The 12,245-nt window shown below is 69.8% G+C and carries 12 protein-coding genes and 1 tRNA gene; 9 read left to right on the forward strand and 4 right to left on the reverse strand.

What is annotated here, in order from left to right:
- Positions 1 to 33: 33 nt before the first annotated feature.
- Positions 34 to 942: a drug/metabolite exporter YedA gene (gene yedA, locus LXT12_RS25865; protein WP_233395297.1), complete on the reverse strand. Its 909-nt coding sequence runs from the start codon at positions 940 to 942 to the stop codon at positions 34 to 36.
- Positions 943 to 1,051: 109 nt separating this feature from the next.
- Here yedA and LXT12_RS25870 point away from each other — a divergent pair, with 109 nt between their 5' ends.
- On the forward strand, positions 1,052 to 1,555 hold the full coding sequence (locus LXT12_RS25870; RefSeq protein WP_233395298.1) for an Lrp/AsnC family transcriptional regulator: 504 nt from the start codon (positions 1,052 to 1,054) through the stop codon (positions 1,553 to 1,555).
- An 18-nt stretch (positions 1,556 to 1,573) separates the two neighbouring features.
- Here the strand turns inward: LXT12_RS25870 and LXT12_RS25875 are convergent, their stop codons facing one another.
- The 3 genes from LXT12_RS25875 to LXT12_RS25885 all read right to left on the reverse strand — a co-directional run bounded on the left by LXT12_RS25875 (position 1,574) and on the right by LXT12_RS25885 (position 4,403).
- Positions 1,574 to 2,929, reverse strand: coding sequence for a TolC family outer membrane protein (locus LXT12_RS25875; RefSeq protein ID WP_233395299.1), 1,356 nt, complete (start codon positions 2,927 to 2,929; stop codon positions 1,574 to 1,576).
- A gap of 140 nt (positions 2,930 to 3,069) precedes the next feature.
- Positions 3,070 to 3,723, reverse strand: a complete 654-nt coding sequence (locus LXT12_RS25880) for a protein-L-isoaspartate O-methyltransferase family protein (protein WP_233395301.1) — start codon at positions 3,721 to 3,723, stop codon at positions 3,070 to 3,072.
- Positions 3,724 to 3,773: 50 nt separating this feature from the next.
- Positions 3,774 to 4,403, reverse strand: coding sequence for a TetR/AcrR family transcriptional regulator (locus LXT12_RS25885; RefSeq protein WP_233395302.1), 630 nt, complete (start codon positions 4,401 to 4,403; stop codon positions 3,774 to 3,776).
- Positions 4,404 to 4,528: 125 nt separating this feature from the next.
- On the opposite strand from LXT12_RS25885, the gene LXT12_RS25890 reads away from it, so the two are divergent.
- The 8 genes from LXT12_RS25890 to LXT12_RS25925 all read left to right on the forward strand — a co-directional run bounded on the left by LXT12_RS25890 (position 4,529) and on the right by LXT12_RS25925 (position 11,813).
- Positions 4,529 to 5,353: an undecaprenyl-diphosphate phosphatase gene (locus LXT12_RS25890; protein WP_233395303.1), complete on the forward strand. Its 825-nt coding sequence runs from the start codon at positions 4,529 to 4,531 to the stop codon at positions 5,351 to 5,353.
- Between the two features lie 12 nt (positions 5,354 to 5,365).
- Positions 5,366 to 6,178: a type I methionyl aminopeptidase gene (gene map, locus LXT12_RS25895; protein WP_233395308.1), complete on the forward strand. Its 813-nt coding sequence runs from the start codon at positions 5,366 to 5,368 to the stop codon at positions 6,176 to 6,178.
- Position 6,179: 1 nt separating this feature from the next.
- Entirely contained in the window at positions 6,180 to 8,768 is a 2,589-nt protein-coding gene (locus LXT12_RS25900; protein WP_233395309.1) for a [protein-PII] uridylyltransferase, read from the forward strand.
- A gap of 130 nt (positions 8,769 to 8,898) precedes the next feature.
- Positions 8,899 to 9,957, forward strand: coding sequence for a tRNA 2-selenouridine(34) synthase MnmH (mnmH, locus tag LXT12_RS25905; RefSeq protein WP_233395311.1), 1,059 nt, complete (start codon positions 8,899 to 8,901; stop codon positions 9,955 to 9,957).
- A gap of 73 nt (positions 9,958 to 10,030) precedes the next feature.
- Positions 10,031 to 10,825, forward strand: a complete 795-nt coding sequence (locus LXT12_RS25910) for a DUF2189 domain-containing protein (RefSeq protein WP_233395312.1) — start codon at positions 10,031 to 10,033, stop codon at positions 10,823 to 10,825.
- A gap of 3 nt (positions 10,826 to 10,828) precedes the next feature.
- Positions 10,829 to 11,056, forward strand: coding sequence for a DUF2788 domain-containing protein (locus LXT12_RS25915; protein WP_233395314.1), 228 nt, complete (start codon positions 10,829 to 10,831; stop codon positions 11,054 to 11,056).
- Positions 11,053 to 11,676: a YitT family protein gene (locus LXT12_RS25920; RefSeq protein WP_233395316.1), complete on the forward strand. Its 624-nt coding sequence runs from the start codon at positions 11,053 to 11,055 to the stop codon at positions 11,674 to 11,676. Before LXT12_RS25915 ends, LXT12_RS25920 begins: the two co-directional genes overlap by 4 nt.
- A 61-nt stretch (positions 11,677 to 11,737) precedes the next feature.
- Positions 11,738 to 11,813, forward strand: a tRNA-Ala gene (locus LXT12_RS25925).
- Positions 11,814 to 12,245 lie beyond the last annotated feature (432 nt).

Consider the following 12,245-nt stretch of genomic DNA (forward strand, 5'->3'; position numbering starts at 1 on the left):
GCCCATTCTGGCGCAGGCCGCCGCCCTGCCGGCTCATCTCGACGGCGTCCTGGCGCGTCCCAACAGCAGCAGCACGACGCCCACCAGCACGATGCCCGCGGCCAGCCACTCGTGGCCGCTGATCTGCTCGCCGGCCAGCGTGACGCCCAGCAGCATGGCGATGACCGGGTTGACGAACGAGTAGCTCGACGCCAGCCCGGCCGAAGCCTCGGCCAGCAGCACCATGTAGGCGTTGAAGGCGACCAGGGACCCGAACACGACCAGATAGGCCCAGGCCCACAAGGCCTGCGGTTCGACGTGGGCGGGCAGGGCCTCACCATTCGCCAGGCTCAGCCCCATCAGCACCGCGCCGCCGGCGAGCATCTCGCTGGCGAAGCCCATGGGGCCAGGCGCCAGGGGCCACACCCGCTGCGACAGCACGCTGCCGACCGCCCAGCTCGCGCATGCGACGCTGATGGCCACCAGCCCGAGGGGCGAGGCGCCGAAGCCCTGGCCCTGGGTCAGCAGCAGCACGCCGACGAGGCCGAAGGCGATGCCCAGGGACTCCAGCCGGCCCGGCTTCTCGCCCCAGAGGAGGTTCAGCCCCGCGATCATCAGCGGCATGACGGCGATGAAGGCGACGACGAGGCCCGAGCCCACCGTCTGCTCCGCCGCGGCCGTGCCGCCCATGCCGCCGCCAAGCATCAGGCCGCCGATGACCAGGGCGTGCAGCCACTGCCGCCGGCTGGGCCATGGGACGCCGCGCCAACGCATCCAGCCCGCCAGCAGCACCCCGGCAACGAGGAAGCGGCTGCCCATCTGCAGGAAGGGCGGCAGGCTGGTCAGGGCCAGCTTGATGGCCAGGTAGGTCGAGCCCCAGACCAGCCAGGTGGCGGCCAGGCAGAGCATCAGCTTGGGCGACAGACCGGAGGCCGTCTTGAGGGTCAGCGCGGAAGACGTCATGGCCGCCATGCTATGAATTACGGCGTTTGGGCGACATGGCAGATTGAAGGTTGAATCACCCCGCCGCCTTAAGATCCCCGCTGCTTGCAGGCACTTCCAAGAGAATCTGATGGCCCTCGACCTCGACCAGCACGACCATCGCATCCTGGCCGAGCTGCAGGCCGATGCCCGGCTGACCATGGCCGAACTCGGCCGCCGCGTGCACCTCAGCCAGCCGGCCGTGACGGAACGGGTGCGCAAGCTGGAGGAGGCCGGCGTCATCCGCGGCTACCACGCGGTCGTCGACGCCGGACGGCTGGGTTATGCCATCCGCGCCGTCATCCGCATCGGCAACACCGACGAGCCCGCGCTGCTGGCCGCGCTGGCGTCCAGCCCCGAGGTGCTGACGGCCTACGGCGTGACGGGGGAGGACAGCTGGATCCTGGAGATCGCCGTGCGCGACGTGGCCCATTTGAGCGCCCTGCTCTCGCGCTTCTGCCAGCAGACCCCGACGTCCACGGCCATCATCCTGCGCGTGCTGCGCGAGCATGCACCGCTCAAGCCCCTGCCCACCGCCGAGGTGCCGGCACCCACCGACCCGGCCAGTAAAAAGCCCCGCCGGGGCGGGGCTTGACCGAGGGGCGCTCGCCGTTCAGCGCACCAGCAGCGAGTTGACCGCCGTGACGTCCTCGGGGCGCAGTTGGCCCGAGGCCTGGCGCAGCTTGAGGCTGTTGACGACGACGTCGTAGCGCGCCTTGGCCAGGTCGCGCTGGGTGGTGTAGAGCTGGGTCTGGGCGTTCAATACGTCGAGGTTGACGCGCACGCCGACCTTGTAGCCCAGCTGCGTGGCTTCCAGGGCCAGCTTGGTGGACGACTCGGCGGCCTCGAAGGCGCTGACCTGGGCCTTGAGCGACTGCACGCCGAAGAAGGCGCGGCGCGTGGCCTCGGCGACGCTGCGGCGGGCGAAGTCGAGGTCGTTGCGGGCCTTGTCTTCCAGCACCAGGGTTTCCTTGATGCGGTTCTGCGTCAGGCCGCCGGTGTAGATGGGGTAGCTGAAGGTCAGGCCGATGCTCGCCGTCTTGGACGTGCCCACGCCCGAGGCCGTGGCCGCGGCGCCGTTGAGGCTGTTGTGCAGGTTCTGCGCGCCCAGCGAGGCGCTGGCGTCCAGCGTGGGTTTTTCGCCGGCGCGGGCGATCTGGGTGTCGAGCTGGGCCACTTCCAGGCCGAGGCGGGCCTTGCGCACGGCGGGGTGCTGGTCATCGGCCGTGGCCACCCAGGTGTCGACGTTGTCGCTCTGCAGCGCCGGCAGCGCCACCGGCACGGCCAGGCCCTTGGGCTCGACGCCGACGCGGCCGACGAACTGGTCCAGCGTCACGCGCTTGACGCGCAGGTCGTTGTCGGCGGCCAGCTCCTGGGCGACGGCCAGGTCGTAGCGGGCCTGGGCTTCACGGGTATCGGTGATGGTGGCGGTGCCGACCTCGAAATTGCGCTTGGCGGAGGCCAGTTGCTCGGCGATGGCGGCCTTGTTGGCCTGCGAGGTGGTCAGCGCGTCCTTGGCGGCCAGCACGTCGAAATAGGCCGTGGCCAGGCGCACGATCAGGTCCTGCTCGGCCGACTCCAGGTCGGCCTGGGCGACGGCGTAGCCGCGGCGGGCCTTGTCGATGGTGGGCGCATTGGCCGCGTTGTAGACCGAATACTTGCCCTGCAGCCCTGCCGTCAGCGTGGTGCTGTTGATGCCCGAGGGGCTGGAGCCGCTGGGCGGCTCGCTGCGCGCCTGGGTGCCGGTCGCCGCCAGGCCCAGCGTGGGCCGCACCAGGGCCTCGGCCTGGGCCGCGCGCGCTGCTGCCGCGTCGGCGCTGGCCTTGGTGGCGAGGTAGGTCGCGTCATAGCCCCGCGCGGCGTCGTAGAGCTCTTGCAGACTCTGCGCCTGGGCCGCCCCGGCGAGCAGGAGGCAGGCGGCGAATGCCAGCGGTTGCAGGGTCAGGCGGCGGGCTTGGACGAAGGGCATGGGATTCCTTGGCTGGGGCAATGGATTAAGCAGCGGCCGGGGTTATAGATGCAAAGCCCGCCGGTGACTGAAGGCATGCGACGACCTGCGCCGGCAGCGGCTGCAATCGACGATTTCGGCGGACGGGCTGCATGCAGTTCTCAGAAGCTGAAGGCCGGCGCCTCGGCGAAGCCGGGCAGGCGACCGGCCACGGTGTCGAACAACTCCACGCTGCTGTAGTCGTTCGCGCCGGTGCGTGTGACCAGCACGGCGCGCATGACGGGCTCGCTGCCGACGATGGCCGCCAGCCGTCCGCCGACCTTGAGCTGGGACAGCAGCACCTGGGGAAGCTCGGCCACCGAGCCGGACAGCAGGATGACGTCGAAGGGCTCCTCGGCGGGCAGGCCGGCGGCGCCGTCCTGGTTCAGCACGGTCACGTTCAGCAGGCCGGCGCGCTTGAGGTTGGCCGCGGCCTGGGCGGCCAGGCCCGTGTCGGCCTCCAGGGCGATGACGCGCTGGGCCTTGTGGCCGAGCAGGGCTGCCAGGTGCCCCGTGGCGGCACCGATCTCCAGTACCTTCTCGTGGCGCTGCACCTTGAGTTCCTGCAGCAGCCGGGCCTCGACCTTGGGTGCCAGCATGCGGCGGGTGGCGGTCAGCGGCAGCTCGACGTCCACGAAGGCCTGCGCTTTGTGCGCCTCGGGCACGAAGTCCTCGCGGTGCACGACGCGCAGCAGCTCGAGCACGCTGGGGTCGAGCACGTCCCAGGGGCGGATCTGTTGCTCGATCATGTTGAAGCGGGCTTGTTCGACGTTCATGGAGTTCTCCGGGGCACGGTACGGCAGGCTGAAAAGCAAAATTCTAGAGGTCAGCCAGGCGCGAGCAGCCCGTGCAGAAGCAACGACATCTGGGCGTCGAGCAGTTCCTCGGCGGTCATGGTCTCCGGACAGATGTCGTGTTCACCGAAGGAATGCTCGTGCAGCAGCATGTGCAGCATGGGCGCGATGAGCAGGTGCACCGTCGCCTCGATGGACACGGCGCGGAACTCGCCGCTGCGGATGCCGCGCTCGATGAGACCGCCGATCAGCGTCTGCGACGGCGTGATGACCTCGTCGACGTAGAACTGCGCCAGCTCGGGGAAGCGGCGCGCCTCGACCATGACGATCTTGCACACGACGCCGGCCTTGCCGTGACCCACCTTGGCCCACCAGGCCTGCATCATCCGACCCAGCAGTTCGGCGATGGGGCCTTCGTACTGGGCCGCCTGGGCGGCGGACTCGGCGATGTGCATCGAGAGGTTCTCGCGCACCATGGCCTTGAAGAGTTCGTTCTTGCTCGGGTAGTAGCGGTAGAGCGTGCCCTTGGCGACGCCCGCGCGCGCGGCCACCTCCTCGCTGCGCGTGGCGGCGAAGCCCTTTTCGACGAAAAGCTCCAGGGCCGCGTCCAGCAATTCCTGCGGGCGTGCGTCCTTGCGGCGTTGGCGGGGGGTGGAGGCCAAGCGGTGGATGGGCGAGTTAATGACCGGTGGGTCAGTAATGTAGCCCGCCGGGCCAGCTCCGGGCAAGGGCAGGACACGGTGGCTGGCTACACTGCGCGGCTTTGTTCGCCTCCCGGAGCCGTTACGTGGATGTCATCCTGCTGATCAAAGCCGCCGTCATGGGCATCGTCGAGGGCCTGACCGAGTTCCTGCCGGTCTCCTCCACCGGGCACCTGATCCTGACCGGCAGCCTGCTCGGCATGACCGACGCCAAGTCCAAGGTCTTCGACATCGCCATCCAGAGCGGCGCCATCCTCGCCGTGCTCATCGTCTACTGGGCCCGCATCCGCGAGGCGCTCGGCGGCATCACCAGCAGCGCGCGGCAGCAGCGCTTCGTGCTCAACATCGCCCTGGGCTTCATTCCGGCCGGCGTCGTCGGCCTGACGGTCTACAAGGCGATCAAGGCCCATCTGTTCAACGCACCGGTGGTGGCCGGCGCCTTCATCGTCGGCGCCCTCATCATCCTGTGGGCCGAGAAGCGCGCCCAGCCGGTGGCCCGCGTGCAGGCCGTGGACGACATGACGGCCCTGGACGCGCTCAAGGTCGGCCTCGTGCAATGCCTGGGCATGATCCCGGGCACCAGCCGTTCGGGCGCCACCATCATCGGCGGCATGCTGCTGGGCCTGTCGCGCAAGGCGGCGACCGACTTCTCGTTCTTCCTGGCCATCCCGACGCTGATCTCCGCGGGCGGCTACAGCCTCTGGAAGGAGCGCGGCGCGCTGTCCTTAGCCGACGCGCCGATGTTTGCGGTGGGTTTCGTCGTCAGCTTCCTGGCCGCCTGGGCCTGCGTGCGCTGGCTGCTGCGCTATGTCTCCAGCCACACCTTCGTGCCCTTCGCCTGGTACCGCATCGCCTTCGGCATCGTGGTCCTGGTTACCTGGGCCACCGGCACGGTCATCTGGGCCGACTGAGATAATTTCTCCATGCCCATCACGATCAAGACCGGCGCCGACATCGACGGCATGCGCATCGCCGGACGCCTGGCGTCCGAAGTGCTGGACATGCTCACGTCCCACGTGCAGCCCGGCGTCACGACCAACGAACTCGACAAGCTGGCGCACGACTACATCGTCGGCGTCCAGCAGGCCGTGCCCGCGCCGCTGAACTACTGCCCGCCGGGCTACACGCCCTATCCCAAGTCCATCTGCACCTCGGTCAACCAGGTGGTCTGCCACGGCATCCCCAACGACAAGCCGCTCAAGAACGGCGACATCGTCAACATCGACGTGACCGTCATCAAGGACGGCTGGCATGGCGACACCAGCCGCATGTTCATCGTCGGCGAGGGCAGCATCGCGGCCAGGCGGCTGTGCGCCTTCACCTACGAGGCCATGTGGAAGGGCATCGCCAAGGTGAAGCCCGGCGCGCGTCTCGGCGACATCGGCCACGCCATCCAGACCTTCGCCGAGAACGCGGGTTTTTCCATCGTGCGCGAGTTCTGCGGCCATGGCATCGGGCGCGTCTTCCACGAGGAACCCCAGGTGCTGCACTACGGCCGCCCGGGGACGCTGGACGAACTCGTGCCGGGCATGATGTTCACCATCGAGCCCATGATCAACGCCGGCCGCCGCGAGATCCGCGAGATGGGCGACGGCTGGACCATCGCGACCAAGGACCGGTCCCTGTCCGCGCAGTGGGAGCACACCCTGCTGGTCACCGACACAGGCTACGAGGTCATGACGCTGTCGGCCGGCAGCCCGCCGCCGCCGGCCTTCATCACCGCGCCTGCCGCCTGACGTGGCCACGCTCGCCGACCTCCGCCAGCAGTTCAAGGCCGGCAAGCAGGCGCTGATCGACGGCTTCCTGGCCGATCGCCCCACGCAGGCCGGCGCCCAGAGCCTGTTGCGGCGCCTGGCCCGCCACGTCGACGACACGCTGCGCGCGCTGTGGGGCCAGGCCGGCATGCCGGAGGGCGCCTGCCTGGCCGCCGTCGGCGGCTACGGCCGCGGCGAACTTTTCCCGCATTCGGACGTGGACGTCCTCGTGCTGCTGCCGGACGGCGTCGAAGCCCATGTGCCCGGCCCCGTCAAGGCCGCCATCGAGGGCTTCATCACCTCCTGCTGGGACGTGGGCCTGGAGATCGGCTCCTCGGTGCGCACCCTCGGCGAGTGCCTGACGGAGTCCCAGGGCGACGTCACCATCCAGACGGCCCTGCTGGAGTCCCGCCCCCTGGCCGGCGACGCCAAACTCTTCCGGCAGATGTGCAAGCGCTTCATGCAGGCCATGGATGCCAAGGCCTTCTTCCGCGCCAAGACGCTGGAGACGGTGCAGCGCCACACCAAGTTCGACGACACGCCCTACGCGCTGGAGCCCAACTGCAAGGAAAGCCCCGGCGGCCTGCGCGACCTGCAGATGCTGGTCTGGATCGCCCGCGCCGCGGGCCTGGGCAAGACCTGGAAGGCGCTCGCCCAGCGCGGCCTCATCACGCCGTTCGAGAGCAAGCAGCTGCAGCGCAACGAGGGCCAGCTCAAGCTCATCCGGGCGCGCCTGCACGCCGTGGCCGGCCGCCGGGAAGACCGCCTGGTGTTCGACCTTCAAACGGCCGTGGCCCAGAGCTTCGGCTTCGAGGGCACGGGCGCGCAGCGCGCCTCCGAGGTGCTGATGCGGCGCTACTACTGGGCGGCCAAGGCCGTCACGCAACTGCACCAGATCCTGCTGCTCAACCTGGAAGAGCAGATCAATGGCGACCAGCAGGGCCTGCTGCGGCCCATCGAGGGCCACGCCGAATTCCTGGACCGCGGACGCATGCTGGAGGTGGCCGCCGACGACCTCTACCAGCGCGACCCGCACGCCATCCTGCGCACCTTCCTCGTCTACCAGCAGACGCCGGGCATCAAGGGCCTGTCGGCGCGCACGCTGCGGGCGCTGTACAACGCCCGCGGCCTGATGGACGCCGCCTGGCGGCGCGACCCGGTCAACCGCGGGACCTTCATCGCCATGCTGCGCCAGCCCGAGGGCCAGACGCACGCCTTCCGGCTGATGAACCAGACCTCGGTGCTGGGCCGCTACCTGTGGGTCTTCCGGTCCATCGTCGGGCAAATGCAGCACGATCTCTTCCACGTCTACACCGTGGACCAGCACATCCTCATGGTGCTGCGCAACGTGAGGCGCTTCTTCATCCCCGAGCACGCCCACGAGTACCCGTTCTGCTCGCAGCTGGCCGCGCAGTTCGACGCACCCGAGCTGCTCTACATCGCCGCCCTCTTCCACGACGTGGCCAAGGGCCGCGGCGGCGACCACTCCGAGCTCGGCGCCGTCGAGGTGAGGCGTTTCTGCCGCCAGCACGGCCTGAACGCCGACGACACCGCGATGTGCGTCTTCCTCGTCGAACACCACCTGACCATGTCGCGCGTGGCCCAGAAGGAAGACCTGGCCGACCCCGAGGTCATCGCCGCCTTCGCCGCCAAGGTGGGCGACGCACGCCGGCTCACGGCGCTGTACCTGCTCACGGTGGCCGACATCCGCGGCACCAGCCCCAAGGTCTGGAACGCCTGGAAGGGCAAGCTGCTGGAAGACCTCTACCGCATCGCGCTCAGGGCCCTGGGCGGCGCCAAGCTCAACCTGGACGCTGAGATCGAGGCGCGCAAGGCCGAGGCCCGGCAAGACCTGGCCCTGCATTCGCAACTGCCCGGCACCGAGGAGCCCTTGTGGAAGCGGCTGGCCGTCAGCTACTTCGCCCGCCACGACGGCGCGGAGCTGGCCTGGCATGCGCGCTCGCTCTGGCGCCACGTCGACACCCAGGTGCCCGTCGTGCGGGCCCGCCCCTCGCCCATCGGCGAGGGCCTGCAGGTGCTGGTCTACGCGCCCGACCAGCCCGACCTCTTCGCCCGCATCTGCGGCTATTTCGACGGCGCCGGCTTCAGCATCCTGGACGCCAAGGTCCACACCACGCGCAACGGCTACGCCCTGGACACCTTCCAGGTCATCCGCCCCGAGGCCGACGTCCACCACCGCGACCTCGTTCCCCTGGTGGAGCAGAAGCTCGCCGCCGCGCTGCAGGCCGGCGGGCCCCTGCCCGAACCGCGCCGCGGGCGGCTCTCGCGCCGGGTCAAGAGCTTCCCCTACACGCCGCGCATCTCGCTGCGCCCGGACGAACGCGCCACGGCCTGGCTGCTGACCATCTCCACCAGCGACCGCGCCGGCCTGCTCTACGCCATCGCCCGCGTGCTGGCCCGCCACGGCATCAACCTGCAGCTGGCCAAGATCTCGACCCTGGGCGAGCGCGTGGAAGACACCTTCCTCGTCGACGGCCCGGCCCTGCAGCAGAACAAGGCCCAGCTGCAGATCGAGAGCGAGCTCCTCGACGCGGTATCCCTGCCAGCGTGATGAGCCCACCCCCTACCGGCTTCGCCGGCCCCCTCGAGGGGGCGCTGTCAGTGGCCTGGCAAAGCCAGTTCCACGACAGCCGCGTGGCCATGCACTACGCTGCCACCTCGAGGCGGATTGATCGCAGGATATGAACTACACCGTCAGCGTGGGTGAAGCAGTCGCCGAGCTGGATCGCTTCGACGCCCTCATCGACGTGCGCTCGCCTGCCGAGTTCGCCGAGGACCACATCCCCGGTGCCCTGAACTGGCCGGTGCTGGACGACCGCGAGCGCCACGACGTGGGGCTGCTCTACGCCACCTCGCCCTTCGAGGCCCGCAAGCTCGGCGCCGCCCTCGTGGCGCGCAACATCGCCCGCCACATCGAAGCCAGCGCGGCCGGCCTGCCCAAGACCTGGCGGCCCCTGGTGTACTGCTGGCGCGGCGGCCAGCGCTCGGGCTCCATGCACTGGTTCCTGGGGCAGATCGGCTTTCGCTCGCGCCAGCTCGTCGGTGGCTACAAGGCCTACCGCGCCCAGGTGCGCGACGACCTCGCCGCCTGGCCGGCCCGCTTCGACTGGCGCGTGATCTGCGGGCGCACCGGCAGCGGCAAGACCCGGCTGCTGCAGGCCCTGGCCGCCGAAGGCGCGCAGGTGCTCGACCTCGAAGCCCTGGCCGCCCACCGCGGCTCGGTGCTCGGCGCCCTGCCCGACGCGCCCCAGCCCAGCCAGAAGGCCTTCGACAGCGCGCTGTGGAGCGCCCTGCGCGGGCTGGACGCGAGCCGGCCCGTCTTCGTCGAGAGCGAGAGCCGCAAGATCGGCCGCATCACCGTGCCCGACACCCTGCTGGCCGCGATGCGCGGCGAGTGCGCCTCCTGCGTCTGGATCGCCATGCCGGAGGCGGCGCGGGTCGAGCTGCTGCTGCAGGACTACGGACACTTCGCCGCCGACCCGGAGGTCTTCTGCCGCGCGCTGGACGGCCTGGTCGAACTCCGAGGCCACGCCCGCGTCGACGACTGGCAGCGCCGCGCCCGCGCGGGAGACTGGGCCACCGTCTTCGCCGAGCTGATGCGCGAGCACTACGACCCCGGCTACGAGCGCTCGCTGCGCGGCCACTTCCCGGCGCTGGCCAAGGCGCGCACCGTCGAGTTGGCCGATGGCACAGCACCGGCACTGCGCGCAGTCGCCCGCGACCTGCTCGACAAGCCCTGAACCGCCCGCCTGGTCACCGCCTTGAGCGGCATCAAGGCCGGCGCACGGCCGGGCGGCGACACTGCGCGCCGTCATGCCTGACCGTTTCAGTGAACAGGCCCTGCGCGAGTCGCAGGCCTTCGGCGTTCGTCCCATCCCGCTGCTGAGGCCACTGGGCTGGCTCGCGCGCGGCTGGCGCGACCTCTGGCAATGCCCCCTGGTCTCGCTGTCGCAGGGTGCCCTCATGGCGGCCTTCGGCGCCCTGCTGTGGTGGGTGGCGCATGAACGATTCTGGCTGCTGTCGGGCACCTTCAGCGGCTTCCTCATCGTGGCCCCCGTGCTGGCCACCGGCCTCTATGCCATGAGCCGCGAGATCGACCTCGGCCGCCGCCCCGGCTGGCACACCTTGCGCGAAGCCTGGCGCCCGCGCGACGGCCGCCTCATCGTCTTCGGCGTGCTGCTGGCCTTCGCCGGCACCGGCTGGGTCATGTGCTCGGCCAGCCTCGTCACGGTCTTCGCACCCGAACCCATCCGCAACCCGCGCGACTTCCTCTTCAAGGTCGTGCTCAACGACGCCAGCCACCTCTTCGAGCTGTGGCTGGCCCTGGGCGCGGTGCTGGCCGCGCCCGTGTTCGCCTCCAGCGTCGTCGCCATCCCGGCCCTGCTCGACCAGCCGCCCGCCAAGCTCGGCGTGCTGGGTGCCGTCTTCACGAGCTGGCGGGTGGTGCTGGAGCACCCGGCGCCCATCGCCCTGTGGGCCGCCCTCATCCTGGCGCTGACCGTCATTGGCATGGGCACGGCGCTGCTCGGCCTCGTCGTCATCGCGCCCTGGCTCGGCCATGCCAGCTGGCATGCCTACCGCGACCTGGTGACGCGGCGGCGGGACTAGGCCATGAACACCCTCTGGGGCTACACCGAAGCCGAGATCGCGCAATTCGGCCTGAGCGTCGGCGTGACGGCCTTCATGCTGTACATGGTGTTCATCATCCTGCAGCTGGCGCGCGAGTCCAAGGCCGGGCGCTTCGGCACCTTCGTGCTGCTGCTGGGCCTGGGCTTTGGCCTTGTCGGCTTCGCGGCCAAGGGCGTCATCAAGTACTTCCTGTCGAGCATCATCGGATGAAGGATGCCGCCGCACGCATCAGCCGCAGCTTCCGCCACAGCCGCTTCGAGGACGCGCAGGCCCTGCTGACCGGCACCCTCTTCGCGGCGCTGGGCGTGGCCCTCTTCAAGCAGGCCGGCATGCTGACCGGCGGCACGGTGGGCATCGCCTTCCTGCTGCACTACGCCCTCGGCTGGCCTTTCGGGCTGCTGTTCTTCGTCATCAACCTGCCCTTCTACGGCCTGGCCTGGCGCCGCATGGGCGCGGCCTTCACCGTCAAGACGATGGCCTCCGTCGCCCTGATGGCCGCACTGGCCGAGGCCCTGCCGCGATGGCTGCGCATCACCGAGCTCAACCCTTACTTCGCGGCCATCGGCGGCGGGCTGCTCATCGGTGCCGGCATGCTCATCCTCTTCCGCCACCGCGCCTCGCTGGGCGGCCTCAACCTCGTCGTGCTCTGGCTGCAGGACCGCCGCGGCTGGCGCGCCGGCTACGTGCAGGCGACGCTGGACGCCGCCATCCTGCTGGCCGCCCTCCCCTGGGTGCCGTGGCCCCGCGTGGCCCTGTCCCTGCTCGGCATGGCCGCCATCAACGCCGCCCTGGCCATCAACCACCGGCCCGGCCGCTACATGGCCACCTGAGCGGCAACACCGCGGCCCGCTTCAACGGACCCGCAGCCGGGCTATACTCCCGGCTTCGCGTGGGGGGGTAGCTCAGCTGGGAGAGCGCCGCGTTCGCAATGCGGAGGTCGGGAGTTCGATCCTCCTCCTCTCCACCACTCGTCAGAAGGGTTGCCGCCGAAAGGTCGTGCGCCTTGACCCATAAAGCTGCCGTCCCGGCAGCTTTATGCTTTCTGGGGCGCGGTGGCACGTTTATGCATCCGGTGAGCGGCCCCGACGTCTCGGAAGGGGCTCTCGGAATCCATCGCTGCTGTCCTGCGGTGGCGCGACAGCCAGGAAAACCCGTAGCCCACGCGGTGGAGATCGCGTCGTCGATCGCCTCAGACGCCTCTGCTCCGCCATCGTCTAGGGCTCTCGGAACTGCACTGGCACAGTAAACAGGATCTCAACCTGCAGAGTGCGGTCTCGTGTTGGCGCCGACTGAAATTTGACCCACCCATGAGGGCCCTGCCGACCCAAATTTGACCCAGGTGTTCAACCTACCCTGCCCGAGATATCCACAGCTGGGCGGGGGTGTGAGGAGTGATCAC

It is taken from the genome of Pelomonas caseinilytica, assembly GCF_021353235.1.
Taxonomy (GTDB): Bacteria; Pseudomonadota; Gammaproteobacteria; order Burkholderiales; family Burkholderiaceae_C; genus Pelomonas; species Pelomonas caseinilytica.

Coding starts and splice junctions, on each gene's coding strand:
- LXT12_RS25880 (WP_233395301.1), bottom strand. CDS start 3,723: ATGAACGTCGAACAAGCCCGCTTCAACATGATCGAGCAACAGATCCGC.
- map (WP_233395308.1), top strand. CDS start 5,366: ATGCCCATCACGATCAAGACCGGCGCCGACATCGACGGCATGCGCATC.
- mnmH (WP_233395311.1), top strand. CDS start 8,899: ATGAACTACACCGTCAGCGTGGGTGAAGCAGTCGCCGAGCTGGATCGC.
- LXT12_RS25920 (WP_233395316.1), top strand. CDS start 11,053: ATGAAGGATGCCGCCGCACGCATCAGCCGCAGCTTCCGCCACAGCCGC.
- LXT12_RS25875 (WP_233395299.1), bottom strand. CDS start 2,929: ATGCCCTTCGTCCAAGCCCGCCGCCTGACCCTGCAACCGCTGGCATTC.
- yedA (WP_233395297.1), bottom strand. CDS start 942: ATGACGTCTTCCGCGCTGACCCTCAAGACGGCCTCCGGTCTGTCGCCC.
- LXT12_RS25870 (WP_233395298.1), top strand. CDS start 1,052: ATGGCCCTCGACCTCGACCAGCACGACCATCGCATCCTGGCCGAGCTG.
- LXT12_RS25910 (WP_233395312.1), top strand. CDS start 10,031: ATGCCTGACCGTTTCAGTGAACAGGCCCTGCGCGAGTCGCAGGCCTTC.
- LXT12_RS25915 (WP_233395314.1), top strand. CDS start 10,829: ATGAACACCCTCTGGGGCTACACCGAAGCCGAGATCGCGCAATTCGGC.